Here is a 26,923-nt window from a genome sequence, read left to right as displayed (position 1 = left end):
TCACTGGGGTCTGGGGCCTCGGTCGGGGAAGGTGGCGGCGTTTTCGCGGGCGGCGGTTCCGGCGGCGGCTGAGGCCTGGCGGACGCCGCGGCGGGTCTTGCGGACGAGGCCTGCGGGGCGGGCCGGGAGGTGGCGGGCGGCGAGGTCGCGGCTGCGCCAGCGGCCGCGGGCGCGTTCGCGGTGTTCCGGGTGCAGGTAGTTGATCAGCCGGTCGATGTGCATGAGGATCTCGCCGTAGAGGGTGCGCTGGCGGATGCCGCTCTCGCGTTCGGCGAGCAGGTCGGCGAGGCGGTGGCGGTCCTCGCTGGCGGACGCGACGAGTTCGGCCAGGCGGCGTTCGAGGTCGCGGGGCGTGGCGTCGCGGGAGAAGTCGGCGACGGCGAGCTCGGTGTAGACGCGGACGCCCTCGGCCAGTTCGTCCAGGACGTCCGCCAGGCGGACCCGGACGGACGGGTCGGACAGGACGTGCTCGTCCTCCTCCTCGCTGCGGACGCTGTCCACGACGGCGCGGGTGAGGGTCTGCAGCGAGACGTCGAAGTGCTCGAGCATCTCGAGGCCGTCGCGGAGGGCGACGCCCGCGTCGATCAGGGTGAGGGCGCGCGGGTTCAGGCGGACGCTCTCCTCGGCCTGGCCGATGGCCTCGTCGGTCCGGGTCATCTCGCGGAGCATCTGCTTGGTGTCGGAGAGCCAGTGCTCGGCGTCCTCCACGCCGGGCTCTTCGCGCAGGTCGGTGGACATGCGGTCGACCGTTCCGGCGAGGCGGTGGCCGGCGTCGGCGAGCGCCTCGCGGCCCGCGCCGACGCGGACGGGCGGCCAGGCGAGTCCGGCGGCCAGGCCGACGGCGGCGCCGATCAGGGTCTCCAGGATGCGGTCCCAGGCGGCGCCCTCGTTGGCGGCGCCGAGGGAGAAGATCAGCATCGCGCTGATCGGGACCTCGAGGGCCTGGTCGCCGAGCCGCATCCCGTAGCCGATGGCGAGTCCGGCGAAGATCGCCAGGCCGAGGCTCCACCAGGAGAAGCCCAGCCCGTCGGCGAGGGCCACGGCCGTCAGGACGCCGAACGCCACGGCGAGGACGCGCTGCCAGACCGAGTGGAGCGTCCGGAGGGCCGAGACCTGGACGACGAGGAGCGCGGTCAGGGGCGCGAGCAGCGGCAGAGGCCCGCCGCGGGGTTGCAGCCAGCGCGCCAGCGCGTAGGCCATCACCGCGATGACCGTGAGCCGGACGCTGTCCAGCATCGCCACCCGCATGCGTGGGCTGACCAGGCTCCTCACGTTTTCCACTGAAGTAGATGGTTCGTCCCGGTTTGGCAGCCTGCGCGCAAAGACTTCGCCGTATTCGGCGGAACAGGCCGCCGGACGGTGACGGGGTCGCCGTCCTCGCCGCTCCGACCTACGGTGTGTCCGTGGACTTCGACACTTACGAACGGGACCTGTGGGACGGGCGCGCCGACGCCTACCAGAGCGGCTTCGCCAGGATGACCGCGTGGTCGGTCGGCCCTCTCCTGGACGCGGCGGCCGTTACGTCCGGCACGCGCGTCCTGGACGCCGGTACCGGGCCCGGCATCGTGTCCCGGGAGGCCGTGCGGCGCGGCGCGGACGTGATCGCGCTGGACGCCGACCCCGGCATGGCCGCCACCGCCCGCGCGAACGTGCCCGGCCTGGACGTCCGGGAGGCGATCCTGCCCGACCTCCCCCTGCCGGACGCGTCGTTCGACGCGGTCGTCGGCAACTTCGTGATCAACCACGTCAGCCGTCCGGAGGAGGCCGTCCGGCAGTTCGCGCGGGTGCTGCGTCCGGGCGGGAAACTGGCCCTGACCTGCTGGGAGATGCCGCCGTCCGGGGCGCTCGCGCTGGTCTCGGAGGCGCTGGAGGAGGCTGGCGTCCCCGTCCCGGACGACATCCCGACGCCGCCGTTCGCCGAGCTCGGGCAGACCGGGCCCTTCGGCGGCCTGCTCCGCGACGCGGGTTTCGCCGACGGGGAGGCGGCCCGGCTTCGCTGGCTGCACGAGGTCGACCCCGAGGACTGGTGGACGACCGGCGCGCTCGCCCGCATCGGCGTGAACGGCGTCATCGTGTCCCGCCAGGACCCGCCGACCGTCGACAAGATCAAGGTCGCCTACGACCGCCTGGCCGCGCGGTACGCGACGTCCGGCGGCCGGATCGCCCTCCCCGCCAACGCCCTCCTCGCGACCGGCACACGCTGAACCCGCCCGGCCCGGCGTCCGCGAGGGCACGCGTTGATCCCGCCGCGTCCGCGTGGGGCGGGCGCGTTGATCGCGCCGCGTCCGCGTGGGGCGGGCGCGTTGATCGTCGCAAGGGGCATATTGCCGCGCGGCGGACACGCCGGGCCCGGTAGCCTCGGGTCTGTGATTGACCTGCGAGCTCTTCGAGAGGATCCCGAGCGGCTGCGCGTGTCCCAGCGCGCCCGCGGCGAGGATGAGACCGTCGTCGACACCCTGCTCGACCTGGACGGGCGGCGCCGTTCGGCGCAGTCGTCGTTCGAGCGGCTGCGCGCGGAGCAGAAGAGTTTCGGCAAGTCGGTCTCCAAGGCGCAGGGCGAGGAGCGGCAGGCGCTGCTGACCCGCGCGAAGGAGCTGTCCCAGCAGGTCAAGGACGCCGAGGCCGAGGCCGAACGACTCGGCGGCGAGCTGAACGACGTGCTCCGCGTCGTCCCGAACCTGGTCGAGGAGGGCGCGCCCGCGGGTGGCGAGGACGACTTCGTCGTCCTCGAGCACGTCGGCGACGTGCCGGAGTTCGGCTTCGAGCCGAAGGACCACCTGACGCTCGGCGAGGCGCTCGGCGCGATCGACATGGAGCGCGGCGCGAAGGTGTCCGGCGCGCGCTTCTACTACCTCACCGGCGTCGGCGCGCGGCTCCAGTACGCGCTGCTGAACCTGGCGATGGAGCAGGCCGTCGAGAACGGCTTCGTCCCCATGTACCCGCCGGTGCTGGTGAAGCCGGAGGCCATGGAGGGCACCGGCTTCCTGGGCGCGCACGCCGCCGAGGTGTACCAGCTCCCCGAGGACGACCTGTACCTGGTCGGGACGTCCGAGGTGCCGCTGGCCGCCTACCACATGAACGAGATCATCGACGCGCTGCCGCGGCGGTACGCGGCCTGGTCGTCCTGCTTCCGCCGCGAGGCGGGCTCCTACGGCAAGGACACCCGCGGCATCATCCGGGTGCACCAGTTCGACAAGGTCGAGATGTTCTCCTACTGCGACCCGGCGGACGCGCACCAGGAGCACCTGCGCCTGCTGGACTGGGAGAAGCAGATGCTCGCCAAGGTCGAGATCCCCTACCGGGTGATCGACGTGGCGGCCGGCGACCTCGGCACCAGCGCGGCCCGCAAGTACGACTGCGAGGCGTGGGTTCCGACGCAGGGCCGCTACCGCGAGGTCACCTCGACCTCGAACTGCACCGAGTTCCAGGCCCGCCGCCTGTCGGTCCGGCACCGCGACCAGGACGGCAAGAGCGGCCCGGTCGCGACGCTGAACGGCACCCTCGCCACCACCCGCTGGATGGTCTCGATCCTCGAGAACCACCAGCAGGCCGACGGCTCCGTCCGCGTCCCGAAGGCCCTGCAGAAGTTCCTGGGCCTCGAGGTCCTGGAACCCGTCAAGCGCTAACAAACCACCAGAAGCCCGTCCCTCACCACAAGGGACGGGCTTCTGCGCGTTCCGGACGTGGCGGCGGGTGGCGGGGGTGGGGGGTGGGTCGCCTAAGCTCGGGGGACCGCGGGGTATTCGATCACGTCGCGGGACAGTTCCGTGGAAGGTGACATGGCCGTTCGTACGCCCCGGTTGATCGCGACCGATCTGGACGGCACGATCGTGCGGTCCGACGGGACGGTGTCGGCCCGGACGGTCAGGGCCCTCGGGCGGGTGGAACGCGCCGGGGCGACCCTGGTGATGGTGACGGGGCGTCCGCCGCGGTGGATGGCCGAGATCGCCGAGGCCGTGGGGCACCGGGGCGTCGCGATCTGCGCGAACGGGGCCGTCCGGTACGACCTGCACACCGAGACGGTGCTCAAGGCGACGGTGATCACGCCCGAGGTGATCGCGAAGGTCGTGGAGCGGCTGCGGGCCGCGGACTCCGAGCTGCGGTTCGCGGTCGAGTATCCGGACGGGTTCGTGTTCGAGGCGCGCTACAACCTGGGCCGCTGGGACTCCGACGCGATCGGGGGACGGCCCGTGGACGGCGAGGAGCTGATCGCGCGTCCCGGCATCAAGCTGCTGGCGTTCCATCCGTCCAGCGAGCCGGACGGCCTGGCTCGGCGGGCCGAGCTGGCGGTCGGCGACCTGGTCACCGTGACGCACTCGTCCGGGCGGGGGCTGCTGGAGATGAGCGCGCACGGCGTCACCAAGGCGACCGCGCTCGCGGAGCTGGCGGACGACCTCGGCCTGGACGCCCGGGAGATCGTCGCGTTCGGGGACATGCCGAACGACCTGCCCATGCTCACCTGGGCAGGCCGCTCGTACGGGGTCGCCAACGCGCACCCGGACGTCCTGCGCGCCGTCACCGACACCACCGGCAGCAACGACGAGGACGGCGTGGCGCGCGTCCTCGAACGCCTCTTCCCCGAAGCCTGATCGGAGAGGCCGGGGACTACAGGTAGGGGCCGGACTGGCGGTGGCTGTCGTGGTCGTCCTGCGGCTGGACGACGCCCGCGGGGAGGGCGCGGCGCATCTGCTCCAGCTGGGCGCGCGCGGCCATCTGCTGCGCGAACAGCGTGGTCTGGATGCCGTGGAACAGGCCCTCCAGCCAGCCGACCAGCTGCGCCTGCGCGATCCGCAGCTCGCCCTCGCTCGGCACCTTGTCCTCGACGAAGGGGAGCGACAGGCGCTCCAGCTCGGCGACGAGCTCGGGGGCCAGGCCGTCCTCGAGTTCCTTTATCGACGCCTGGTGGATCTCGCGCAGCCGGGCGCGGCTCGCCTCGTCCAGCGGGGCGGCCTTGACCTCGTCCAGGAGCTGGCGGATCATCCCGCCGATCCGCATGACCTTGGCGGGCTGCTCCACCATCTCGGCGACCGACTTCTCGTCCTTGTCGCCGTCGCCGGGGGCGCCCTCGATCGCGATCCCGTTCGGACCGACCACCAGGACCTGCGGCTCCTGCTCCGGCTGGTTCTGCGAAGGCTCCGTCATCTCACACACCTCATTTTTCCAGTGTCAGCAGGATCTTGCCGACGTGCGCGCCGTCCTCCAGCAGGCGGTGGGCGTGCGCGGCGTCGGCCATCGGGACGGTCCGGTCCACGATCGGACGGACCCTTCCCGATTCCAGCAGCGGCCACACGTGCTCGCGAACGCTCCGCACGATCTCGGCCTTCTCGTCCAACGGACGGGCGCGCAGCGAGGTTGCGTGGACGGCGGCCCGCTTGCGCAGGAGTTCGCCCAGATCGAGCTCGGCGCGGGCGCCGCCCTGGAGGCCGATGACCGCCAGCCGTCCGTTCACCGCGAGCGCGTTCACGTTGCGGGCCAGGTACTTCGCGCCCATGTTGTCGAGGATCACCTCGAACGGGCCGTGCTCGACGAAGTCGTCGTCGCGGTAGTTGATCGTCACATCCGCGCCGAGTTCGCGGCAGCGCGTGGCCTTCGCCTCGCTGCCGACGGTGCACGCGACCGGGGAGCCGAGGGCGTGCGCGAGCTGGATCGCCATCGTCCCGATCCCGCTACCGCCGCCGTGCACCAGGAACCGTTCGCCCGGACGCAGGTTCGCGAGCATGAACACGTTGGACCAGACGGTGCAGACCACTTCGGGCAGGCCCGCCGCCTCGATCAGGTCGACGCCCTCGGGGACGGGCAGGAGCTGGCCCGCGGGGACCGCGACCTTCTCGGCGTAGCCGCCGCCCGAGAGCAGCGCGCACACCTCGTCACCGACGTTCCAGCCGGTCACGCCCTCGCCGAGGGCCGCGATCCGGCCGGACACCTCGAGCCCCGGATACGGGGACGCGCCGGGCGGCGGGTCGTAGAAACCCTGCCGCTGGAGCACGTCCGCGCGGTTCACCGCGCTCGCCGCGACCTCGACGAGCACCTCGCCCGGGCCGGCCGTGGGCCCCGGCACCTCGTCCCACCGGAGGACGTCGGCGCCTCCTGGCTCACGAATCACGATGGCGTGCATGAAGTTCACGCTACCGGGCGGGGAACGGGCCGGAACGCGGCGCCCGCCCATCCGGAAAAGGCGTGCAACGGCCGTGATATGCGGTAAGAAGCGTCGGTATCCTGCTCATGGTCGTTGCCGTCGTCCATGTCGGTAAAAGATCGTTTAATGGCAGCGCCGAGGGGAGTGACGGTGGCACGGAACGATCATGACGGTCCCTCGCTGGAGGAGCGTCTCGCCTCCCTGGACGCGATGAGCGGCGAACCCGCCGACGGGGACCGTCCGCCCGCGTCCGCCCCCGAGACCGCCTCCTCGTCCGGCTCCGACGAGTCCGGTGAGGCGAAGGAGGCCGAGGGCGACGCCACGATCCTCGAGCCGCCCGCTCCCGGGCCCATCGGCGCTGCTCCCGGGCCCATCGGCGCTGCTCCCGGGCCGATCGGTCCCGCGCCGGGGCCGATCGGGGGTCCGCAGCCGTCCGGGCCGGACGACGCGAACCCCTGGCTGACGCCGCCCCCGGCCGGGGCCTATGGCGACCTGCCTTCGCCTCCGCCCTACGCGGCCACCCCGCCGCCGTTCGCAGGCGGCCCCCAGCCTTTCGAGTCCGGGCCCGTCCCGCCCGCGCCGTACCCCGGCGCGCCCGGCCCCAACGCCTCCGGTCCCGGCTTCCCTGGCGCGCCCGGCCCCGGCGTTCCCGGACCGGGCGGACAGGCCCCGCCGCCGTTCGGCGTCCCGGCCGTCCCGCCGCCGCCCTACCCTGCGGGCGACCCCGCCGGTGCGACCTGGGGCCCGCCCCCGATGGACGCGCCGTACCCGCCCGGCAACGCCGGACCCGTCCCGCCGCCTCCCGGCCCCGACCAGTTCGGCGAGCCCGGGGTCTATCCGGGCGCGCTCGGCGAGCAGCCGCCCTCCGGCGACCGCGCGACCAGCGCCGACGTCCAGCCCCCGTTCCCCGGCGGCCCCGGCTTCGTCCCGGACGGCCAGCCCGTCCCCCCGCCGGGCGCCCTCGCCCCCGGCACCGGCCCTGAAGGCTTCGCGCCCGGAGCTCCAGGTACACCCGGGCCGGAAGGTGGCTTCGGCCCCGGCCCAGAAGGCGGATTCGCGCCTGGCGTCCCCGGTCCTGACGGCGGCTACGTGCCCGGCGGCCCTGGCATTCCCGCCCCCGACGGCGGGTTCGCCCCTGGTGGTCCCGGCGCTGACGGCCCGTACGCGCCCGGCGTTCCCGGCCCGGAGGGCGGTTTCGCGCCCGTCCCGGACGGCGGGTACGCGCCTGGTGGTCTTGGTACGCCCGGCCCGGAGGGCGGCTTCGGCCCTGCCCCCGATGGCGGGTACGTGCCTGGTGGTCCTGGCATGCCCGGGCCGGAGGGCGGCTTCGGCCCCGGCCCCGGCCCCGACGGCGGCTTCGTGCCTGGTCCTGAGGGCGGATTCGTGCCTGGGCCGGACGGCGGGTTCGCGCCCGGCGCACCCGCACCCGACGGCGGGTTCGGTCCTGGTGGCGCGGGGTTCCCGCCTGGCATGGGCCCGCAGGGGATTCCGATTCCGCCCGCGGACGCGCAAGGTGCGCATCCCGGCATGGTCGTCCCGCCGCCCGGAGGGCAGGGGATGCCCGCCGGTCCCGGATACGCGCCGCAGCCCGGCCAGCCGGGGTATCCGCCGCAGCCCCAGCAGCCGCAGGCCCCCGAGAGCCTGAGCTCGGAGAACCTGCTGGGCGAGCGCAAGATCGCGCCGTCCGGCGGGTGGCGGCGCGCGGTGTACAAGGCGACCGCGGGCAGCGTCCACCCAGGTGAGTCGTCGGCCGAACTGCGCCGCAAGGACCTGGTCGCGCGCGCCCGGACGATGGTCGCGGGCGGGCACCACCGGGTCGCGGTGATGTCGCTGAAGGGCGGCGTCGGCAAGACGACCACCACGACCGGGCTCGGCTCCATGCTGTCGTCGCTGCGCGGCGACCGGGTCATCGCGGTGGACGCGAACCCGGACCGCGGAACGCTGAGCGACAAGGTCCGGCTGGAGACCGCCGCGACGGTCCGCGACCTGCTGAACAACCGTGACCGGGTGCACCGCTACGCCGACGTCCGCGCGTTCACCTCGCAGAACGAGGCGCGGCTGGAGATCCTCGCCTCCGACCGCGACCCGGCGGTCAGCGAGGCGTTCAGCGCCGAGGACTACTCGGCCGTCGCGGTCGTCCTGGAGCAGTACTACTCGGTCTGCATCACCGACTGCGGCACCGGCCTGCTGCACAGCGCGATGGCGGGCGTGCTCGCGCTCGCCGACCAGCTCGTCCTGGTGAGCTCGCCGTCGGTGGACGGCGCGCGTTCGGCGAGCGCCACCCTCGACTGGCTGGAGGCGCACGACCACGGCCACCTGGTCCGCAACGGCGTGGTGGTGCTGTCGATGGTCCGCAACCGCACCCGCAGCCAGGTCGACCTGGACAAGCTCCAGGCGCACTTCGAGTCGCGGTGCCGCGCGGTCGTCCGCATCCCGTACGACGACCACCTGGAGGAGGGCGCGGAGCTCGAGCTCGAGGCGCTCGCCCCCGCCACGCGCGAGGCGTACCTGCACCTCGCGGCCGTGGTCGGCGACGGCTTCGCCTGGCAGCGCCCCAACGCCACCTGACGTGCCGGGGCGGGCGCTAGGGTCGCTGGTCGTGGGGACTTCGGAGGACGGGATCTACGTGGGGCGGGCGCCCGTGGACGCGGCGGGCGACCGGGGCTGGCTGCTCGGGCACTTCAAGCCCGAGGGCGACATCCGGCACAGCGAGGCCGTCGAGATCAAGTGGGGCGTGCACCCGGCCGGTGAGCGGCGCGCGCAGTGGGCCACCGGGGACGAGCGGACGGCGTTGCTGGTGCTGGTCAGCGGCCGGTTCCGGCTGGAGTTCCCCGGGCGGGACGTGGTCCTCGCCGAGCAGGGCGACTACGTCGTCTGGGACAAGGTCGACCACTCCTGGGAGGCCGAGGAGGCGTCGACCGTGCTGACCGTCCGGTGGCCGTCGATCCCCGGCTTCGCCGTCCCGCGGAGCTAGGACTCCTCGGAGCGCGCCACCACGTCCTGGCTCATCAGGATGCGGATCTCGCGTCCGCGTGCGGTGAGCACCTGGGTGTACGGGCTGTGCACGTCCATGACGTAGCCGTCGAGGGTCGCGCCGTCCTTCAGGGTGAGGCGCTGTTCCGGCACCCAGACCGTGTCGGTGAGCCCGGCCAGCGCGAACAGCCCGAGCCACACCGTGACCCCGAGGTGCGCGGACGCCTTCTCCAGCCACGGACGCGCCGGGCCCTGACGCAGCAGGACGACCAGGAAGAGCGTGCTGATCGCCAGGACGACCAGCAGCGTCACCCAGTCCCGCAGGGTGATCACGGCGGCGACGAACACGCCGATCAGGACGGCCAGCATGACGAGGTGGTGCGGCTTCCAGTCCCGCTCGCGCAGCCGCCGGAAATGGTGCACGACCGCGACCGGCAGGACGAGCGCCAGGATGATCGCGGCGAGGCCGCCCGCGCCGAGGAACGTGCCGACGACGACGCCGATCACGTCGTCGAAGTTGACGGTGTCGGCGAGCGCGAACGCGACGTGCCAGTCGTAGTGGGCGACCGCGAGCAGCCGTAGCAGCAGGAACAGCAACCCGCCGAGCGCCAGCACGTTGGCCCCGGACCCGCCCTTGCCGGATCCGTCCTTACCGGACGTCCCCTCCCCGGAACCGCCCTCGCTCGCCTTCGGCACCGTTCGATGATTCCGGATGCGGCACAAGCGGCCCGCCAACGCGCGGCAAAGGGTCGTCCGGGGAAAAGAGAAGAACCCCCGGTTTTCTCGGGGGTTCTGCACGCGGAGGCTGTGGGATTCGAACCCACGGAACCGGGAGTGCCGGCTCGACGGTTTTCAAGACCGTTGCCCTCGTCCACTAGGCGAAGCCTCCTGGGCATTCCCAACCTTAGCGTGCGAGACGAGGGCGACGTCCGGGACGGACGAGGGCGGTTGGTAGCTTCGCAAGATGGGGGACATCAAGGAGTCGACCGCGGTGACCTTCCCGGAGGGCGAGGTCAGCGGCCGGTCGCGGGTGGTCGCGGCCGCGCACGTGGACGGCGGCTACGGCGTGATCGTGGCGGAGACGCCGTTCCATCCGCTCGACACCACCTGGCCCGACCAGCCCGGAGACACCGGCGTGCTGCGCTGGGACGAGCTGGAGCTGCGGGTCGCCGACTGCGTGACCGGCGCGGTGCCGATCGCGGGCGGAGCGCTGCTGACCGGGGAGGACATCCCGGTCCGGCGCGGCGACCCGGACTGGGCCTGGCTGGTCGTCCACGTCCTGGAGCGCCGCGTCCCGGAGGACGAGCTGGTCGAGCTGGACGTCGAGCCGGTGCGGCGGCGGGCGCTGTCGGCCGGGCACACCGCCTGCCACCTGATGGCGCTCGCGCTGAACGAGGCGCTCGCGGAGCGGTGGCGCAAGGACGCCCCGCGCACCGACGGCCTCGGCCGTCCCGACTTCGACCAGCTCGCGATCACCGCGTCCCGGATCGTCCCGGACGGCAGCGTCGACACCTACCGGATGGGGAGGTCGCTCCGGAAGAAGGGCTTCACCGCGGACGGCCTCCGCGACGATCTCGACGGAATCGCCGCGTCGGTGAACGCGCGGCTCGCGGGATGGATCGAGGCGGACGCGCCGGTCCGGATCGAGGTGCCGTCGCCGGAGCTCGCCGCGCGCCGCGTCTGGCGCTGTGACCTGCCGGAGGGGACCGCGTCCCTGCCCTGCGGCGGCACCCATCTGCGGCGCACCGGCGAGCTCGCGACCGCGAGCGTCCGGCTCGAACTCGCCGAATCCGGGGACGAACTGGTCGTCGAGACAAGAGTCGAAACGGCATGAAACGGCCAGAAGGCTTCCGTTACCCTTCACCGCATGTCTCAGCAGATGCCGAATGACCCGGCCGGAACGACGCACCAGTTCGAGAACTTCGTGGCGCAGGCTCAGCAGCAGCCCGAGTCGAAGGTGTCCGGCGGCAACGTCGGACTCATCGTCGGGATCGTCGCCGTGGTGGTCGTCGTCGCCGTCCTGGCGGTCGCGCTCGTCACGATGATGTAGCGCGACGCCCCGAGGAGAAAGGCCGAAGCGCCCGTCCGCCCGGCTCCCCGTTCGCCCGGCGGCGGCGCTGCCCCTCCCGGCGCCGGCGCTGCCGCTCCCGGCGGCCCGTCAGCGGCCGTTGCTGGAGAAGTGCTGGTAGTCGCGGGTGCCGACCCACGAACCGCCCCAGCCCCAGTCGATCGAGGCGAACGCCTTGACCGTCGAGTCCCCCGGGTGGATCAGCCCCGGGTCGCGTCGCGAACGGTCGCCGAACTTCACGCAGCGCGGGTGTTCGATGTGCCCGGACGCCGTGACGTACGGGTTCTCGCACGGATTGATGTCGACCGCGAGCCCGTAGGCGTGCTGCGACCAGCTGCCGGACCCGGTCGCGTTGCGGCAGTTGAACGCCGAGGTGTTGTCGTCCTCGATGGAGTCGAAGTCGCTGCCCTTGTAGGCGTCCACCGGCACCATCTTGTGGATCGGGTACCTGTTCTCGAACAGTTTGCGGAACACGCCCGCCAGCTTGTTCGCGGCGGCGGCGTTGACGACGAGCCTCCCGTCCGCGTGGGGGCGCTTGTCCATCCCCCAGTAGTTCATGACGATCATCCGGAGCCCGGACGGCGCGACCGGGCAGCCCGCGTGCCACGACTTCGGCAGGTCCCTCGTCCTCACCTTGTTGATCTGGGCGTGGAAGCGGTTGAGGTCCTGCGTCGGCGACGCCGTGGCGGTCGCGGTGCCGACGGTCCCGGTCGGCGTGCCCGTCGCGACGGGCGGCGTGGCGGGCGACGCGCTCGAAGGGCCCTTCGATTCCCCGTGTCCGCATCCGGTCGCGGCGGCCGACGTGAGCGCGACCGCGGCGGCGAACGTGACCGCCCGGCGGGTCGTCCCGGCAGGCACGGGGACGCGCGCGTACGAGCGGCGGGACGGTCCGGCGGCGTCGGTGCGGACGGCACGGATCCGGGAGCTGGGAGTCCGGTGCAACGGCATTCCAGCAGGATGACACGGTCGACGGCCTTCGCGTGGGACCTTGGATTCGCTACCGTGCGAAGAAGGGCGTGCCCTTACGGGCGGCCGACGGACGACCGGAATACAGGCCGGCGGACAACCGGAACCGGGTCGGTGGATGACCGGAACCATGTCGGGGGACGACCGGTCCGGGGCGGACACGCCGTGGACGCGGGTCCCCGCCCGGCCCGAGGGGGAGCGATGACCCAACCGCGGGACGATCAGGTCCCGAGCCTGGAGGACGAGATCTTCTCGGTGGCGTCCACGGTCGAGGCGCCGCCGTCCGACCAGCCGCGCCTGCGCTGGGAGCGCCCGCCGCGGCTGCCCGCCCGCGGCGACCTGTGGACCGGGACGGCGGGCGCGCTGACCTTCACGCTCGTCGACCTCGTGATGATGTACGGGCCGATGATGATGTCGAGGCGGCCGAGCACGCTGCCCCAGTTCTTCGCGCTGCTCGTGGTGGCGTTCGGGCTCGGCTCGCTGCTGGTCTGGAAGGTCGGGGGCCGGGGGCGGCCGTTCGGCTTCGGGATGATGATCTGCTGGGCGTTCCTCACCCTGGTCTCGGTCGGCTTCATGACCGGCCTCGACTTCTGACCCGTCCCGCCCGTTCCGCCCGGCGCGGCCGACCCGGCCGGGTTCGCAGGCGTGCGGCCGGCCTGGTCAGCCGTTGTCGATGCGCTTGAGGACGGCGGTGAAGGCGCGTCCGATCGCCTCGAGGTCGCCGGGGTCGATGACGTCCACGAAGTAGTCGCGGACGGTCTCGACGTGGTCGCGGGCGGCGCGGTCGAGCGCCTCGAAGCCCGCGTCGGTGAGGAAGGCGTACACGCCGCGCTTGTCGTTCGGGCAGTTGTCCCGGCGGACCAGGCCCTTGGACTCCAGCCGTGAGCACGTGTGGGACAGCCTGCTGCGGGACTGGCTGGCGTGCTCGGCCAGCTCGGCCATGCGCAGCCTGCGCTCGGGGGACTCGGAGAGGCGGACCAGGATCTCGTACTCCGAGACCGACAGGCCGTGCTTGGCCTTGAGGTCCCGGTCCATGATCTCGGTGAGGCGGACGCTGCCGTCCACGAAGGCCCGCCAGTCGCGTTGCTGGGCGGCGCCGAGCCAGCGCGGTTCAGTCATGCGGGGAGTATAGCTCCCAGGTTGAACCTTCAACTAACTTCCCCTACAGTGGAGCCCGCCGGAATAGTTGAACCTTCAACCTTGTTCCGGATGACACGAGCCCCGGGCGGACGGCCCCGGGCCACGGACCGAGAGGAGACGCCATGCCCGCCGTGCTGGCCGACCCGATGACCCTGCCCCGCCTCCCGCGCCTGGGCCGGGAGGGCACCGACTGGCGGCGCGTGGCCAAGGTCGTCACCGCCGAGAAGCACCTGGAGGGCGAGGGCTTCCAGGTCCGCCGCCCGTTCCCGTCCGTGAACCTGGCCATGGCCGACCCGTTCCTGCTCCTGGACCACATGGGCGCGGTCGAGTACGCGCCGGGCGAGGCCAAGGGCACCCCCTGGCATCCTCACCGGGGCTTCGAGACCGTCACCTACATCCTCGACGGCGCCTTCCAGCACCACGACACCACCGGCGGCGGCGGCCTGATCGCCGACGGCGGCACCCAGTGGATGACCGCGGGCGCGGGCATCCAGCACATCGAGCAGCCCCCGCCGGAGCTGGTCGCCAAGGGCGGCCTGTTCCACGGCGTCCAGCTCTGGGTGAACCTGCCGCGTTCGGAGAAGTGGACCAAGCCCCGCTACCAGGACATCCACCCGGGAGACGTCAGGCTGCTGTCGTCCGACGACGGCTCGTCCCTCGTGCGCGTGATCGCCGGGCAGGTCGGCGGGTTCGACGGACCGGGCGTCACCCACACCCCCATCACCTACCTGCACGCGACCATCGCGCCCGGCGCGACCCTCACGCTGCCGTGGCCGCGCGACTTCAACGCCATCGCCTACGTCCTGTCCGGACGGGGGACGGTCGGCGTCGAGGAGGTCGGCCTGGCCGAGGGCCAGCTCGCGGCGTTCGCCGGTTCGCACCACCAGGGCGAGACCGACGGGCTGATGCTGCACGCGGCCGAGTCGCAGCCGACTGCCGGCAAGAACGGCTGGGAGGTGCTGATCCTCGGCGGGATGCCGCTGCGCGAGCCGGTCGCCCGCTACGGGCCGTTCGTGATGAACACGCGCGACGAGATCGTCCAGGCGTTCGAGGACTTCCAGGCCGGACGGATGGGGACCATCCCGGCCGAGAAGCTCCCGCACCTGTCGGAGCGCGACGAGAACCTCTCGTGACCCGTCCCTTCTCCTTTTCAAATGCGTCGGCGCGTAGCGCCTGACGCCACGGACACGCCGTCCCGGGGTCGGCCCTGCGGCCAACGAGGGTCAGCCGCACCCGCCTCCGGGACGGCGCCACAACCTGAAGTAGGGGCTTGGGCGGACCGAAAAGGGACGGCGGACGAGCGGAAACGCGCTCGTTGTCGGGGCAATCCACGCGAAACGACCGCGCCTCAGCGAGGCGTGGTCGTTTCTTTGCGAGGCGGGATGACGGGTGCGGCGGGGATGCGCTACTGTGTTCGAACAGTTCGAACACAGGTTCGATCAACCTCGACCCGCTCCGTCCGGAGGTCCGCATGGTGGCGACGGTGGCCGCTCGCTCGCAGCCCGCTCAGGGGTGCGCGCGCGGTGGCGCGACACGCCGTACGCCTTTCTACGGAAATCTACGGCCGCAGCTATATCGACTCATAGAGTCCGAGACCGTGGATCCCGTGCGCAATCCCTACGCCCCGGGCGCGGGCCAGCGCCCGCCGGAACTGGCCGGGCGCGACCGCGAGCTGAAGCAGTTCGAGGTCGTGCTGGAGCGGGTGGCCCGCGGCCGGCCCGAGCGCAGCATGATCATCACGGGGCTGCGCGGCGTCGGCAAGACCGTCCTGCTCAACACCTTCCGGTCGATGGCCGTGCAGCGACTGTGGGGCACCGGCAAGATCGAGGCTCGACCCGACCAGTCGATCCGCCGTCCTGTCGCGTCCGCGCTGCACATGGCCGTCCGAGAGCTCGCGCCCCGGCACCGCGCGCCCGACCGCATCGAGGGCTTCCTCGGCGTGCTCAAGGCGTTCGCGCAGGCCGGGCCCGAAGAGGACGCCAAGGGGAAGGCGCGCGTGCACCGCTGGCAGCCGGGCATCGACGTGCCCGCCTCACGCGGCCGCGCCGACTCCGGCGACCTCGAGATCGACCTCACCGAGCTGCTCGCGGACGCGGCGTCCGTCGCGACCGACGTCGGCGCGGGCATCGCCCTGTTCGTCGACGAGATGCAGGACGTCCCGGCCGACGACGTGTCCGCGCTGTGCGCCGCCTGCCACGAGCTGTCGCAGAGCGGCGGCCCGCTGATCGTGGTCGGCGCGGGCCTGCCGCACCTGCCCGCCGTCCTGTCGGCGAGCAAGTCCTACTCCGAGCGGCTGTTCCGGTACACCCGCATCGACCGGCTCGACCGCGAGTCCGCCGACGTCGCGCTGCTCGCCCCGGCCGAGCGCGAGGACGTCACCTTCACCCAGGACGCCCTCGACGCCCTGTACTTCGCGGCCGACGGCTACCCCTACTTCGTGCAGGCGTACGCCAAGGTCGCCTGGGACGTCGCCCCGGGCACCCCGATCACCGTCGACGACGTCAAGGTCGCGGCCCCCGAGGCCGAGAGCGAGCTCGCGGTCGGCTTCTTCGGCAGCCGCTACGAGCGCGCGACCCCCGCCGAGCGCGACTACATGCGCGCCATGGCCGCGCTCGGCGACGACCCCGTCCCCACCGCCGCCGTCGCCGAGGAGCTGGGCCGCAAGCCGTCCAGCCTCTCGCCCGCCCGCGACGGCCTGATCAAGAAGGGACTGATCTACAGCGCCGAGCGCGGCCTGGTGGCCTTCACCGTCCCGCACTTCGGCGACTTCCTGCGCTCCCAGCCCGCCTGACCCTCCGGCCTCCCCCTCGGGTCGGCGACTCGTCAGCTCTCTCTACGACTCTCTAACGTCCCTGGCAGACACCGGTAGACGGCCACATCGACCTGTGCGGCTACCTGTCTCTACTTCTGTCTTGCGCTGACGCTAGAAAGCCTTAGAAAGCACTGACGAGCGAAATATCGGCCTGCCTAGCATGAGCACTAGAGAGCCGTAGATTCTCCGATGAGGTTTCTCATCGCTTTCTCTACGACCGTCTCGCGATGCCCCAAGAAAGCCCTAGAAACCGCTCGCGACCAGGGACGACACGCCCGAACTCGACATTGCGAACCCCTGTCAGGACGAACTCCGGGCGGGCGCGGCGCTTGGCAGCCAGGCCCACCGCACTCGGATAAGCCCGCCACCGCAGCCGGGTCACCAAGCCGGGGCACCCACGTCCGTGGCAGCTGCAGTCGAAGCCACCACAGCCGCCTTCGACACAGGCGAGCCGTTGGCGGTTGGGAGGGGGAGGAGGGCGTGGCGGACGGTGCGGGCGCGGGCGGCGGTGGAGACGGCGAAGACGATGTCCATGTCGGTCTCGTGAAGGCGGGCCCGGTAGACCACGAAGCGGTGGCAGCCCTCGCGCCAGATGTCCAGGGGGACGGCGCTGACCAGGGCGTTCTCGAAGGTGCGCCAGGCGCTGCTGGCGTGCAGCGTCGCGAGGGTCTCCGAGAGGGGGCTGTGCCGCCGTTCGCACGGGACGTCCCGTCGGGAACGGCGTCCGAAGGCGAGGGCACGCGCGAGGGCGCCGCGCCGACCGCGTCCGCACAGGACGGCCAGCTCGGGTGAGAGCGAAGCGAACAGCACCAGTTCCAGTGCGAGGACACCCGCGACACGGCCGGTGCCGAGGCGCGGCACCTCCACTCCCGCGCGGGACGCGCCGAGCGACGCGAGGGCCGCCGCCGTGAACAGCATCGCGCGCAGCACGCTGCGGCGTCCGACGCGCTTCACGCTCAGACCGCCGAAGCAGCCGCAGCCCGCCTCCGGCCGCCGGGCCCGCAGCTCCAGGACCGCCCAGGTCGCGCCCGCGAAGCCGATCGCCGCCACGACCCGGACCAAAACCTGCGACGACAGCAGCAGGGCCAGCCCGAGTACTCCCTCGACCAGGCCCAGGACGAGCCCGGCCCGCCGTCCGCGCAGCAGAAGCAGCACCTGCGCCTGCCCCTGCGCGATCGGGACGCCGTGCACCCGCGTCCCGCCGTGCGCGTGCGGGACGGCCGCGACCGGCTCCCGCACCGCCAGCTTCGCCAGGCACGCCGCGAGCAGGACTCCCGCCAGCAGCAGTACCTGGACGTTCTGCACCACCGTCACCATGGCCCGCCCTCCGCTCCCCACCGCACCTTCACGTTGAAGCATCCGGCGTCGAGGTCCCCTCCCAGCGCCGCGAACGCCACGGGCCCGAGCTCGACGATCCGGCCGCGCGGGGACGTCCCGCACTCCACGCACCGGTCACAGAACCGCGCCGCGACGCATCCGCACTCGGCCACGGTCATCGCCGCGCCGCGTCCCGAGCAGTCGTTGACCACGTCCAGGCCGCTGCCGACCGACAGCAGTGGCAGCGGGACGCAGCCGGGGGGCGCCTCCCCGCCCCCCCCGGCCGTCCCCTCCCCCTCGACCGCCGGATACGCGACGGCGTCCTCCGGCGGGCCTCCCCCCACTCCCCCCGGATTGGAGACGAAGCTCGTCCCGGATCCTGCTCCCCCGGGCCTCGGAGCAGAGGTCTCGCGGGTCAGTCCGTGGGCGAAGGGCCTGTCGTCCCTCGACTTCCCCGGCCCCGGGTCGGAGGGCGAGAAGGACGGATCGCCGCTCGTCGCCCCTGGCATGGGAACGAAGGCGGTGCCGCTTCCTCGACCGGGGATGGAGGACATGTCGTTCCGCACTCCGCCCGGCCTGGACGCGGAAGTCGCGTCGTTCCGCGCGACGCTCTGCTCGGACGCGGAGGTCGTCGTTCCTGGTCCTGGGGGGAAGGTCGTGCCGTCGCCCATACCGGTGGTCTGGGGGGCGCCGGGCCAGCCGGTCCAGGTCGCGGTGCCGCGCGTCGTCGCCGGGACGGGCGCGTCGGGCGCGGGGGAGGCGAGGTCGTCGGCGCGGTGTCCGGGCTGGGACGTGGCGGGCGCGACCGCGCGCGGTCCCGTGGGCGAGCGGACGCACAGCACGTCCACGAGGTAGCCCGGTTCGAGCCGTGGATGCCGCACCTGGACGAGTTGGTGCGCGCGTGGTTCGAGGGAGACCCGGGCCCGGCCCCGGTGGGGGCCCAGATCGACCTCCAGCGTGTCCGGGCCCGCGGACAGGATGGTTCCGGTCACCCGGCCGATGTCGAGCCAGACGCGGTCGGCGGCGAGGCCGGCCGCGTCCATCCTGACCAGCGCCTGCTGTCCCGGGTGCGGCGCGGCGGGGCCCCTGCGCCCGCCGTGCCACACCGTCGTCCTCGCCGTCATCGGCAGCCGGGCCTCTCCCGCCGCCGTGGCCAGCGCCAGGACGTGCGGACTCGCGTCGAGCACGGTCCCGGTCAGGACGCGCAGTGGAGCGGCGGGCGGGGTCGGCGGCGGCGGTCCGCCGCCCAGCACGGCCCGGCGGTACCTCCGCCGGGCGGACGGATCGCGCTGTGCGGGCATCGCTCTCCTCCGGCTGTCAGTCGGTGGAGTCAAGGTTCACGCCGCGTGGTCAGCCTGTCGACGGATTTGTCGTCATAAGTCGTCGGGCGGATTGGTTTTCCCTAACTCGGGCGAAACATCCTCCACCGGGTTGACCCGAATATGCCGTATCTGATGACCCGTAATGACGATCACCGTGTCATCGTCGAAGCGGGTCGGGATCTTCGGCGGCGGTCGCGGCGCGCGGCCGTCCGGGCCCGGGCGCCGTCCGGATCACGGGCACGGCCGTCCGGTCACCGGCCCCCGCCCGGCGGACCCCGCGGGGCGGCCCGGCGCGGCGGACCCCGCCCGCCGGCACCCCGCGGACCGGACTCGGTGGTGAAGTGACCAGCACGCGGCACGAGGAGTTCCGCGCGTACGTGGCGGAGCGCGGCCCGGTCATGCTGCGCGCGGCGATGCGGCTCACCGGCGACCGCGCCGAGGCCGAGGACCTGCTCCAGGCCGCCCTCGCCAAGACCTACCTCGCCTGGGACCGGATCCACGACCGCGCCGCCGTCGACGGCTACGTCCGGCGCGCCATGGTCAACACGCAGATCTCCTGGTGGCGGCGGCGCAAGTTCGAGGTCTACCCGACCGACGAACTCCCCGACCGTCCGGTGGACGACCACACCGGACGCAGCGAGATGCAGGACGCCCTCGGCCGCGCGCTCGGCCGCCTGCCCGCCCGGCAGCGCGCCGCCGTCGTCCTGCGCTACTACGAGGACATGCCCGAGACCGAGATCGCGGAGATCCTCGGCATCAGCGTCGGCACGGTGAAGAGCACGGTCTCGCGGGCCATGGCCAAGCTCCGCGAGGACGCGGGCCTGGAGGCCGACTTCCCGCAGCCGAACGTCCACGACGACACCGGCGACCAACCCCATCCGGACGACCCCGGCCGTTCCCGTCCACGTCACGGCGTGGACGACGACCGTCCGGCGACCGGCGAGGACGACTGACCCCGGCGGCGACGGCGCGCGGGACGCGGAGCGGGTAAGGAGCGTCTTCGAGTTGGCTCGGAGGTACTGACAAGCGGGTCGCCGACCGGCCAGAATCCGGTTCACCACCTGGAGCCGGACACTGGAGGCGCGCCGTGTGGAGCACGATGCAGGACGTCCCGCTGACCATCACCTCGATCATGCGGTTCGGAACCGGGGTGTTCGGGACGCGCGAGGTCGTGACCTGGACGGCGGACGGACCGCGGCGCCGGACGTACGCGGAGGTCGGCGAGCGCGCCGCGCGGCTCGCGAACGCGTTGCGCGGCCTCGGCGTGGACGGTGACCAGCGGGTCGGCACGTTCATGTGGAACAACGCCGAGCACCTGGAGGCCTACCTCGCGATCCCGTCGATGGGCGCGGTGCTGCACACGCTCAACATCCGGCTGTCGGCGGAGCAGCTCGCCTACATCGCGGGCCACGCCGAGGACCGGGTCGTCATCGTGGACGCGTCGCTCGTGCCGTTGCTGGCGTCCGTCCTGCCGGACATGAAGACCGTCCGGCACGTGGTCGTGGCCGGGGACGCCGACACCGCGCCGCTCGAGGGCGCGGGCAAGGAACTGCACTCCTACGAGGACCTGCTGGCCGCCGCGTCCCCCGAGTTCGAGTGGCCTGAGCTGGACGAACGTCAGGCCGCGGCCCTGTGCTACACGAGCGGGACGACCGGGAACCCGAAGGGCGTCGCGTACTCGCACCGGTCGTCGTACCTGCACTCGATGTCCGCCGCGACGGGCAACGCGTTCGGGCTCGACGCGTCCGACCGCGTGCTGCCGGTCGTCCCGATGTTCCACGCGAACGCGTGGGGCCTGCCGTACGCGGCGCTGCTCGCCGGGGCGTCGCTCATCATGCCGGACCGGTTCCTGCAGGCGGAGCCGCTGGTCGAGCTGATGGAGACGGAGCGTCCGACGGTCGCGGGAGCCGTCCCGACGATCTGGGCGGACGTCCTGCGGCAGATCCACGACTACGGTGGCGACCTGTCCTCGCTGCGGCTCGTGCCGTGCGGTGGGTCGGCGGTGCCGGAGTCGCTGCTGCGCGGCTTCGACGAGATCGGCGTCCGGATCGTCCAGGCGTGGGGCATGACGGAGACCTCGCCGGTCGCGACGCTCGCGCACCCGCCGCTCGGCGTGGACGGCGACGAGGCCGTCCGGTACCGGGTCACACAGGGACGTGTGCTGGCCGGGCTGGAGGTCCGGATCGTCGGGGACGGCGACCAGGTGATGCCGAACGACGGCGTCTCGGTGGGCGAGGTCGAGATCCGCGGGCCGTGGATCACCGGCGGGTACGTCAAGGACGAGGACGCGGGCAGATTCCACGACGGCTGGCTGCGCACCGGCGACGTCGGGACGCTCAGCCCGGACGGCTACCTCGTGCTGACCGACCGCGCCAAGGACGTCATCAAGTCCGGCGGCGAGTGGATCTCGTCGGTCGCGCTGGAGAACCGGCTGATGGCGCATCCGGACGTGATCGAGGCGGCGGTCGTCGGCGTCCCGGACGACCGCTGGCAGGAGCGTCCGCTCGCCTCGGTCGTCCTGCGCGAGGGCTCGGCGGCGACGGCCGACGACCTGCGCGGATTCCTCGGCGAGCACGTCCCGCACTGGCAGCTGCCGGAGCGCTGGACGTTCATCGGCGAGGTGCCGAAGACCAGCGTCGGGAAGTTCGACAAGAAGGTGCTCCGCCGCCGCTACGCGGCCGGAGACCTCACCATCGAACACCTCGGCTGAGCCCCGCCGTCAGTCCTCGTCCGCGACCTTGTTGAGTTCGGCCTGGTAGTAGAGGCCGCCGAAGCCGAGGAACACGAGCAGGAAGCCGACCCGCTGACTGAAGGTCGCCTGGTGGCCGGTGCGAGGCGACCGGTCCTGCGCCTCGGCGATCGCGGCCCCGAACTTGTAGAGGACGACGATCGGCCAGACGCTGAACCCGATCCAGCCGATCAGCACCGCAGCGAGCCCGTACACGCCGGTCATCAATCCCGGTGAGAAGACGAACAGCGGCCAGACACCGGCCGCGATCCCGCCGAACAGCACCGCGGCGAGCGCGTGCGCGCCGGTCACCGACCCCGCGCCGGGGTAGTTCCAGCGCAGTTCCTCGTGCGTCCGGTAGACCCAGAAGAAGCGGTAGAGCCCGAACGTGACGAGCGGCAGGAGCAGCCAGACGGCGAAGTTGTTGCGGCGTTTCACGGCGATCACGAAGGGTTCCTCTGGCCGGGAGTGAGAGGAAGTCTGACGTGAGGCCCGCGTTCCACGTTCCGCACGTCCGCACGCGGCCATGCCGGACGGCGGGCAGTGCGCCGGGCAGCGGGCAGTGCCCCGGACGACGGACGGGCCGTCGCGGCCGGGTGGTGTGCCCGGGGCCGCGGCGGCCCGTCCGTCTTTCGGGGCGGCGGCGCGCTTCGGGTGTGCGCCGGACGCCCGATCAGCGCTGGGTGGCGATCTTGTTCAGCTCGTTCTGGTAGTACAGCGGGCCGAAGCCGAAGATCAGCAGCAGGATGCCGACGCCGTTGCTGAAGCTCGGCTGGCGGCCGGCGCGGCGCTGCGCCTCGGTGAGGCCGGTGCCGAACTTGATCAGCACGATCAGCGGCCAGATGCCGAGCGTCATGAAGCCGAACAGCACCGAGCACAGGGCGGAACCGGCGCTGGACGCGCCGTTCTCGGGGTAGGAGCGGTTGAGCTCGTCGTGGATCTTGTAGATCCAGACGATCCCGTAGATACCCAGGGTGATGATCGGCAGGCCGAGCCAGACGGCGAAGATGTTGCGCTGCTTCACGGTGCTGATTCCTCCGGAGACATGTCGAAGACCTGCGATATCGCGTGTGGGAACGCGTGGCTGGCAGGCGTAACGTCAGGGCTGGCGCGAACCACGTGTGATTCGCGGAGTTTGACACCCTTCCGTAGATCGTCGCGTCACGCCGCTCTTTTTCCGAAATTGCATGAAACTGGCCGAAACTGACACCCGGTGGCCAACGCGCATGACGAGTTGACCATGGCGTCCGCCGGGGGCCGTCGGCAGTCGGTAAAGGGCCGCGCCCAGCGCCGGACGCGGACGGCGGCGGCACTAGGCTGGGCCGACGTGACGGTTTCGAGCGATCTTGACGGCGCGCCGCGCGCCGACCTGTCCTGCTGCCCGATGTGCGGAACCCTCGTGCGCGAGGCCGAACCCGCCGGGGACGATCTGCTGGCCCTGAAGCCCTGTGGCTGCGTGGTCGAACGCGCCCGCTGACCCGCACCCCGTTCCCCGAAGAGAGAAGCCCCCTGCGCGAATGGGCATCATGTGCGCAGGGGGCGTTCGCGTGCTCGGGACGGCGGCCGTCACGAGGACGGCCCGGCGGCCGGGGCGTCCCTCAAGGTCGGCGCTCGTGGCGAGCGACGTCCAGGTGGCTTCGGGACACGTCCTAGGAGCAGTCCCAGGCGACGTTGACCTGGCCGTCGTCCAGGCGCTGGACGGACACGCCGTCCGTGGTCGACGGGTCCTTGAAGTGGACGACCGTCTTGGCCTTGGTGCTGTCGACGCTCACCTCGTCAACGGACCAGCCGTTCTTGTCGTGGACGGCGATGCGCAGTTTCGCGGGCGCGAGCCGCTGGAGGCCGTTGTCGCAGATGAAGCCGATCGCCCCCATTCCGGTCGGGAAGGAGATCGGGGTGACGGCGTTCGCGCCGTTGTTCAGCTGGCCGTAGGGCATGTCGTCCTCTTCCTGCGGAGGGTTCGGCGGGGTCGGCGCCGGGGACGGGGACACCCCGACGCGCCACTGGCCGTAGTCGGAGTGGACGGCGCGGTCGTAGTCGACGCCGACACCGTTGATCTTGTGGTCGTTGGAGTACTGCTGAAGCTGCGCGCGCTTGTCCCAGCGTCCGCCGGACCAGGCGTAGGTCTGCCAGGCCCATGTGATCTTCCCGGCGTCGAACGCGCGCTTGACCGGGCCGTATCCGCCGTACAGGCCGACACGCGCGCGGCCGAGGACGGAGGCGGCGCCGTCCAGGTAGGCGTGGATCGCCGACTGCTGGCCGGAGGACGCGTCGAAGTCGACCGCGAAGTAGATCGGACGGTCGGCGGGCATGCCGCACGCGCGGGCCTGCCTGGCGGCGGCGGTCGCGTCGGCGACACCGGCGGCGCGTCCGGCGAGCGCGCGGGACGCGGTGCTCTCCCACACCACGACCAGCCACAGGCCGGCGTGCGAGAGCTGGTCGGCTTCGTCCCTGGTCAGGGTCTTGCCGGACGTGTCGTGCGAGAGGTACCGGCAGACGAACCTCGCCCCGGCGTTCTTGAGCGCGCCGGGACCGGGGCGTCCCCAGGCGTAGTCGACGCCGAAGATGCTCACCTCGGCTCCCTCCTGTTGGTCGGGGTGGGCCGATCAGAGGGCACTGTGCCATGTTCGCCGCCAGGGTTCAGCCCAAACGCCCGAGTAGCCGGGTTCGGGGGCGTAGGGAAACCCCTGCGCGGTGATTCTTCCCGGGTTCGAATGGTGCTGAAGGGGTACGTGGGTGTATCCAGAGTGGGCCCTATTGTCCGGACGTCCCGTGGCGTGCGGGGCCCCGTTCGCTGCGGGAGCGCACATGCCCAGGTGGTCTCCACCCGACGTCGCCACCCGACGCCTCGTCCGAAGGCTGAACGCCGGCGACGCCGACGCCTTGGCCATGCTCTACGACGCCTACGCTGAGCGACTGTTCGACTATGCCGCCGCGATGACCGGCGACGTCCGGGCCGCCGACGACATCGTCCACGACGCGCTCGTCGACGCCTGGCGACGCGCCCCGCGCATCCGCGACCACGCCAACCTGCGAATCTGGCTGTACGGCGCGGTCAGGCGCCGCTGCCTGCAACGCGGCGGCGGGTCTGAGCTCCGGTGGGAGCCGAACCGTCCGTTCCGCTACCCGGGTCCGCGGCGCAGCCGGCGTGCGGACGCGCGTCCGAGTGCCGTCCTGCCGCCCACCGCCGAGCTGCGGTCGCTGCTCGAGTCCGCCGTGAACCGGCTGGACGCGAACGAGCGCGAGCTGCTGCTGCTGACCGTCCGGCATGGTCTGCATCCCGCTGAGCTGGGGCTTCTCTGGGGCCTGTCCCGCCGCCGCGTCGCCGCGCTGACCGGCGAGGCGCGTGCCGACCTCGAGGTCTCACTTCGGAACTCGCTCGCTTTGGCGGCGGGTTCGTGCGCCCGGTGGTCCGCGGGCGCGCCCCCTCGGCGGACGGACTGGGCGAACGGCACGTCCACGGAGCGAACGGGCACGTCCTCGCGGCCTCGTGCCGATTCGGGGGTGTGTTCGTCGGCGTCGTCGTCCGCGCCCGCATCCGCATCAAGCGGGCAGCAGCCCAGAGCCGCGGGTCAGGACGTGGTTCGGGCGGGGGCGCGGGGTCGCGGACGAGCCCGGTCGGTGCTGCGGCTCGACGCGCCGGCCCGGTTCGGCGGACGTGGCGCGGGGAGCACGCGTCCGGATCCGCGGTCGGCGAGCGGACGGCGGGCCGCGGGCCCCACTCGGTCCAGGCCCGGCGACGCGTCCAGGCCGGGCGGACGGCGCACCGAGTCGGACGCGTGCTCGCAGGACATCATCGACAGCGCGCTGGACGAGCACATCCGCGCGTGCGCGGCGTGCCGCGCGCGTGGGCAGGTGCGCGCGGCGGGACTGCTGGTGCTCGCGCCCGCGTCCGCGCCGAGTGACGCGCTGCGGCGACGCGTCCTGCACACGGCGACGGACCCTGAGCTGGCCGGATACCGCGCCGACATCGCCGGACGCGGCGGCGCGCTGACGCCCGAGGGACTGCCGACGCAGCCGGACATCGCGTCCCCGTACGCGCGGCGCTGGATGTTCGCGACCGGCGGGATGGGCGGCGCGCTGCTCACGGCGCTCGCCGCGATCGTGTTCATGGGGTCGCAGCTGGGCGTCCCGACGTTCGACTGGCCACTGCGTCCGCTGCCGTCCGTCACGGCGACGAAGCCGAACCAGCACGCCGGACGGGACGGACGTCCGCAGGCGCGCGGGCCTGCCGGTGGTGGCGGCCCGCAACCGCCGGCGCCACAGTTCGGTAACCACTCGCACGCGCCCACCGACCCCGGAAAACACGGAAAACCGACGACGCCTCCCCCGCCTCCCACCACGCCGCCGGTGACGCCGCGTCCGGGCACGCTGAAAGTGCTGACGACGCGGCTCGAACTGTACGGGCGCAGCTCCGGGACGATCCGCCTCAAGGCCGAGGACGGCCCGGTCACCTGGACCGGCGAGTCGTCCAGCCGCCAGATCACGCTGCAGGACCGGACCGGCGGCCTGTCCTCCAACGGCTCGCGGGACGTCATGGTCACCCTGCACACCGGCCTGATCAGCCTGCCGGGACGCGCGACGCTCACCTTCACCGGCGCGCACGGCCCGCCGCAGCAGGTCACCGTCGTCTGGGGGGTCTCACTCCTCTGACGCGGCGGCGGACGCGCGCGTCAGGTGGTCGCTGAGGGTCTCGAGCTGCTCGCCGAGCGCCGCCTGGACGCGGGTCTCCATCGCGCGGGCGATGAACGGGTCCACGACCATCTTCACCAGCGGACGCATGCGGCGGACGACCTCGGCGACCTCCGCGAGCTCCTCGCCGCCGGGGACCGGGCCGTCCTCCAGGCGGCTGAAGACGTGCTCGTGCACGAGGTCGACGAAGCGTCCGGCGATGACGTCGCAGTCGTCCCGGATCTGCCGCGCGATGTCGAACACGGCGTCCAGCGGGATCCCGGCGGCGACCAGCTCGGCGCCGACGTGCAGCAGGCGCGGCGACGGCACGCGGAAGTGGTCGCCGTCCGGCTCGACGAACCCCAGCTGGACGGCCCGCTCCAGGTCGGCCGCGATCTGCGCCTGGTCGCGGTCCGGGCCGAACGTCTCGACCAGCTCGTCCAGCGTCGCGGTGCCGGGGAGCTCGTCCGACCACGGATCGGTGAGGACCTTCTCCAGGCCCAGCACGTCGCCGACGTCCCGGCCGGTCTCCCAGGCGGCGAGCAGGTCCTTGATGATGAGGGACGAGTATCCGCGCGCGAGCAGGTTGCCGATCAGGCGCAGCCGGGCGAGGTGGCTGTCGTCGTAGAAGCCGACGCGTCCCTCGAGCCGCGGCGGGGGAAGGAGCCCCCGGTCCTGGTACGCGCGGACGTTGCGGACGGTCGTCCCCGCCGCCCGCGCGAGCTCGTCGATCCGGTACCCGGCCATGCCTCCCCGTCTCCGCCGCTTGACCCGGATCGATCTTACGCGC

At 72.5% G+C, this 26,923-nt stretch carries 25 protein-coding genes, 1 tRNA gene and 1 pseudogene; 14 read left to right on the top strand and 13 right to left on the bottom strand.

The window, feature by feature from the left end; all coding sequences use genetic code 11:
• Window positions 1-1,272, bottom strand: a complete 1,272-nt coding sequence (locus P696_RS58715) for an FUSC family protein (RefSeq protein ID WP_157429629.1) — start codon at window positions 1,270-1,272, stop codon at window positions 1-3.
• A 131-nt stretch (window positions 1,273-1,403) separates the two neighbouring features.
• Between P696_RS58715 and P696_RS0111655 the strand changes: the two genes are divergently transcribed.
• From P696_RS0111655 to P696_RS0111645, 3 genes are all read left to right on the top strand, one after another.
• Entirely contained in the window at window positions 1,404-2,204 is an 801-nt protein-coding gene (locus tag P696_RS0111655) for a class I SAM-dependent methyltransferase (protein WP_034484470.1), read from the top strand.
• 162 nt (window positions 2,205-2,366) lie between these two features.
• On the top strand, window positions 2,367-3,626 hold the full coding sequence (gene serS, locus P696_RS0111650; RefSeq protein ID WP_026412476.1) for a serine--tRNA ligase: 1,260 nt from the start codon (window positions 2,367-2,369) through the stop codon (window positions 3,624-3,626).
• A 153-nt stretch (window positions 3,627-3,779) separates the two neighbouring features.
• Window positions 3,780-4,589, top strand: a complete 810-nt coding sequence (locus P696_RS0111645) for an HAD family hydrolase (RefSeq protein WP_026412475.1) — start codon at window positions 3,780-3,782, stop codon at window positions 4,587-4,589.
• Between the two features lie 16 nt (window positions 4,590-4,605).
• Here the strand turns inward: P696_RS0111645 and P696_RS0111640 are convergent, their stop codons facing one another.
• On the bottom strand, window positions 4,606-5,142 hold the full coding sequence (locus P696_RS0111640) for a bacterial proteasome activator family protein (protein ID WP_026412474.1): 537 nt from the start codon (window positions 5,140-5,142) through the stop codon (window positions 4,606-4,608).
• Between the two features lie 10 nt (window positions 5,143-5,152).
• Window positions 5,153-6,115: an NAD(P)H-quinone oxidoreductase gene (locus P696_RS0111635; RefSeq protein WP_026412473.1), complete on the bottom strand. Its 963-nt coding sequence runs from the start codon at window positions 6,113-6,115 to the stop codon at window positions 5,153-5,155.
• Window positions 6,116-6,286: 171 nt separating this feature from the next.
• On the opposite strand from P696_RS0111635, the gene P696_RS59260 reads away from it, so the two are divergent.
• Both P696_RS59260 and P696_RS0111625 read left to right on the top strand, forming a co-directional pair.
• Entirely contained in the window at window positions 6,287-8,704 is a 2,418-nt protein-coding gene (locus P696_RS59260; protein ID WP_425394144.1) for a MinD/ParA family ATP-binding protein, read from the top strand.
• Between the two features lie 31 nt (window positions 8,705-8,735).
• Window positions 8,736-9,110, top strand: a complete 375-nt coding sequence (locus tag P696_RS0111625; RefSeq protein WP_034484159.1) for a hypothetical protein — start codon at window positions 8,736-8,738, stop codon at window positions 9,108-9,110.
• Here P696_RS0111625 and P696_RS44865 read toward each other — a convergent pair.
• Together P696_RS44865 and P696_RS0111615 are read right to left on the bottom strand one after the other, a co-directional pair.
• Window positions 9,107-9,805, bottom strand: coding sequence for a hypothetical protein (locus tag P696_RS44865; RefSeq protein WP_051467338.1), 699 nt, complete (start codon window positions 9,803-9,805; stop codon window positions 9,107-9,109). The two genes, P696_RS0111625 and P696_RS44865, sit on opposite strands and share 4 nt — an antisense overlap.
• Before the next feature lie 103 nt (window positions 9,806-9,908).
• Window positions 9,909-9,998 (bottom strand) — tRNA-Ser (locus P696_RS0111615).
• A 75-nt stretch (window positions 9,999-10,073) separates the two neighbouring features.
• Between P696_RS0111615 and P696_RS0111610 the strand changes: the two genes are divergently transcribed.
• Together P696_RS0111610 and P696_RS0111605 are read left to right on the top strand one after the other, a co-directional pair.
• A complete protein-coding gene (locus tag P696_RS0111610; RefSeq protein ID WP_026412471.1) occupies window positions 10,074-10,943 on the top strand; it encodes an alanyl-tRNA editing protein in 870 nt (289 codons plus the stop codon).
• Window positions 10,944-10,976: 33 nt separating this feature from the next.
• Window positions 10,977-11,159 (top strand): hypothetical protein, encoded by a 183-nt coding sequence (locus P696_RS0111605; protein ID WP_026412470.1) that lies wholly within the window; start codon window positions 10,977-10,979, stop codon window positions 11,157-11,159.
• A gap of 108 nt (window positions 11,160-11,267) precedes the next feature.
• Here the strand turns inward: P696_RS0111605 and P696_RS0111600 are convergent, their stop codons facing one another.
• Entirely contained in the window at window positions 11,268-12,125 is an 858-nt protein-coding gene (locus P696_RS0111600; protein ID WP_084337255.1) for a M15 family metallopeptidase, read from the bottom strand.
• Window positions 12,126-12,344: 219 nt separating this feature from the next.
• Here P696_RS0111600 and P696_RS0111595 point away from each other — a divergent pair, with 219 nt between their 5' ends.
• Window positions 12,345-12,737 carry a hypothetical protein gene (locus P696_RS0111595; protein ID WP_026412468.1) on the top strand — a complete coding sequence of 131 codons (393 nt, stop codon included), beginning with the start codon at window positions 12,345-12,347 and terminating at the stop codon, window positions 12,735-12,737.
• A 66-nt stretch (window positions 12,738-12,803) separates the two neighbouring features.
• Here the strand turns inward: P696_RS0111595 and P696_RS0111590 are convergent, their stop codons facing one another.
• Window positions 12,804-13,262, bottom strand: a complete 459-nt coding sequence (locus P696_RS0111590) for a MarR family winged helix-turn-helix transcriptional regulator (protein ID WP_026412467.1) — start codon at window positions 13,260-13,262, stop codon at window positions 12,804-12,806.
• A gap of 143 nt (window positions 13,263-13,405) precedes the next feature.
• Here P696_RS0111590 and P696_RS0111585 point away from each other — a divergent pair, with 143 nt between their 5' ends.
• Both P696_RS0111585 and P696_RS0111580 read left to right on the top strand, forming a co-directional pair.
• Window positions 13,406-14,416, top strand: a complete 1,011-nt coding sequence (locus P696_RS0111585; RefSeq protein WP_026412466.1) for a pirin family protein — start codon at window positions 13,406-13,408, stop codon at window positions 14,414-14,416.
• A 473-nt stretch (window positions 14,417-14,889) separates the two neighbouring features.
• On the top strand, window positions 14,890-16,074 hold the full coding sequence (locus P696_RS0111580) for an AAA family ATPase (protein WP_245627610.1): 1,185 nt from the start codon (window positions 14,890-14,892) through the stop codon (window positions 16,072-16,074).
• 399 nt (window positions 16,075-16,473) lie between these two features.
• Here P696_RS0111580 and P696_RS44860 read toward each other — a convergent pair whose 3' ends face one another.
• Both P696_RS44860 and P696_RS58010 read right to left on the bottom strand, forming a co-directional pair.
• The gene (locus P696_RS44860; protein WP_064743996.1) at window positions 16,474-17,412 is read right to left on the bottom strand and encodes a hypothetical protein; all 939 of its coding nucleotides are present in this window, start codon (window positions 17,410-17,412) and stop codon (window positions 16,474-16,476) included.
• Window positions 17,406-18,713, bottom strand: a complete 1,308-nt coding sequence (locus P696_RS58010) for a hypothetical protein (RefSeq protein ID WP_245627609.1) — start codon at window positions 18,711-18,713, stop codon at window positions 17,406-17,408. Before P696_RS58010 ends, P696_RS44860 begins: the two co-directional genes overlap by 7 nt.
• A 362-nt stretch (window positions 18,714-19,075) precedes the next feature.
• On the opposite strand from P696_RS58010, the pseudogene P696_RS44845 reads away from it, so the two are divergent.
• A pseudogene (locus tag P696_RS44845) lies at window positions 19,076-19,558 on the top strand (SigE family RNA polymerase sigma factor); the annotation flags it as partial.
• 263 nt (window positions 19,559-19,821) lie between these two features.
• Entirely contained in the window at window positions 19,822-21,444 is a 1,623-nt protein-coding gene (locus tag P696_RS0111555) for a long-chain fatty acid--CoA ligase (RefSeq protein WP_026412463.1), read from the top strand.
• 9 nt (window positions 21,445-21,453) lie between these two features.
• Here P696_RS0111555 and P696_RS0111550 read toward each other — a convergent pair whose 3' ends face one another.
• Window positions 21,454-21,909: a DUF4234 domain-containing protein gene (locus P696_RS0111550; protein ID WP_026412462.1), complete on the bottom strand. Its 456-nt coding sequence runs from the start codon at window positions 21,907-21,909 to the stop codon at window positions 21,454-21,456.
• Between the two features lie 226 nt (window positions 21,910-22,135).
• Complete coding sequence (locus P696_RS44840; protein WP_170026414.1) at window positions 22,136-22,486, bottom strand: DUF4234 domain-containing protein; 351 nt, start codon at window positions 22,484-22,486, stop codon at window positions 22,136-22,138.
• A 303-nt stretch (window positions 22,487-22,789) separates the two neighbouring features.
• Here P696_RS44840 and P696_RS55795 point away from each other — a divergent pair, with 303 nt between their 5' ends.
• Window positions 22,790-22,939, top strand: a complete 150-nt coding sequence (locus P696_RS55795) for a hypothetical protein (protein ID WP_157429628.1) — start codon at window positions 22,790-22,792, stop codon at window positions 22,937-22,939.
• Between the two features lie 172 nt (window positions 22,940-23,111).
• Here P696_RS55795 and P696_RS52305 read toward each other — a convergent pair whose 3' ends face one another.
• Entirely contained in the window at window positions 23,112-24,035 is a 924-nt protein-coding gene (locus P696_RS52305) for a glycoside hydrolase domain-containing protein (protein WP_051467334.1), read from the bottom strand.
• Between the two features lie 235 nt (window positions 24,036-24,270).
• Between P696_RS52305 and P696_RS52300 the strand changes: the two genes are divergently transcribed.
• The gene (locus P696_RS52300; protein WP_084337249.1) at window positions 24,271-26,115 is read left to right on the top strand and encodes an RNA polymerase sigma factor; all 1,845 of its coding nucleotides are present in this window, start codon (window positions 24,271-24,273) and stop codon (window positions 26,113-26,115) included.
• Here the strand turns inward: P696_RS52300 and P696_RS0111525 are convergent.
• Window positions 26,104-26,880 carry a MerR family transcriptional regulator gene (locus P696_RS0111525; protein WP_026412460.1) on the bottom strand — a complete coding sequence of 259 codons (777 nt, stop codon included), beginning with the start codon at window positions 26,878-26,880 and terminating at the stop codon, window positions 26,104-26,106. The two genes, P696_RS52300 and P696_RS0111525, sit on opposite strands and share 12 nt — an antisense overlap.
• Between the last annotated feature and the right edge of the window lie 43 nt (window positions 26,881-26,923).

Source organism: Actinomadura oligospora ATCC 43269, from assembly GCF_000518265.1.
Taxonomy (GTDB): Bacteria; Actinomycetota; Actinomycetes; order Streptosporangiales; family Streptosporangiaceae; genus Spirillospora; species Spirillospora oligospora.
This window is presented reverse-complemented; position numbering and strand designations above follow the sequence as displayed.

Excerpts from the sequence above, each read along its gene's own strand:
- P696_RS0111645 (WP_026412475.1), top strand. The coding sequence starts at position 3,780 with ATGGCCGTTCGTACGCCCCGGTTGATCGCGACCGATCTGGACGGCACG.
- P696_RS0111640 (WP_026412474.1), bottom strand. The coding sequence starts at position 5,142 with ATGACGGAGCCTTCGCAGAACCAGCCGGAGCAGGAGCCGCAGGTCCTG.
- P696_RS0111635 (WP_026412473.1), bottom strand. The coding sequence starts at position 6,115 with ATGCACGCCATCGTGATTCGTGAGCCAGGAGGCGCCGACGTCCTCCGG.
- P696_RS0111610 (WP_026412471.1), top strand. The coding sequence starts at position 10,074 with ATGGGGGACATCAAGGAGTCGACCGCGGTGACCTTCCCGGAGGGCGAG.
- P696_RS0111605 (WP_026412470.1), top strand. The coding sequence starts at position 10,977 with ATGTCTCAGCAGATGCCGAATGACCCGGCCGGAACGACGCACCAGTTC.
- P696_RS0111600 (WP_084337255.1), bottom strand. The coding sequence starts at position 12,125 with ATGCCGTTGCACCGGACTCCCAGCTCCCGGATCCGTGCCGTCCGCACC.
- P696_RS0111595 (WP_026412468.1), top strand. The coding sequence starts at position 12,345 with ATGACCCAACCGCGGGACGATCAGGTCCCGAGCCTGGAGGACGAGATC.
- P696_RS0111590 (WP_026412467.1), bottom strand. The coding sequence starts at position 13,262 with ATGACTGAACCGCGCTGGCTCGGCGCCGCCCAGCAACGCGACTGGCGG.
- P696_RS0111585 (WP_026412466.1), top strand. The coding sequence starts at position 13,406 with ATGCCCGCCGTGCTGGCCGACCCGATGACCCTGCCCCGCCTCCCGCGC.
- P696_RS44860 (WP_064743996.1), bottom strand. The coding sequence starts at position 17,412 with ATGGTGACGGTGGTGCAGAACGTCCAGGTACTGCTGCTGGCGGGAGTC.
- P696_RS58010 (WP_245627609.1), bottom strand. The coding sequence starts at position 18,713 with ATGCCCGCACAGCGCGATCCGTCCGCCCGGCGGAGGTACCGCCGGGCC.
- P696_RS52300 (WP_084337249.1), top strand. The coding sequence starts at position 24,271 with ATGCCCAGGTGGTCTCCACCCGACGTCGCCACCCGACGCCTCGTCCGA.
- P696_RS0111525 (WP_026412460.1), bottom strand. The coding sequence starts at position 26,880 with ATGGCCGGGTACCGGATCGACGAGCTCGCGCGGGCGGCGGGGACGACC.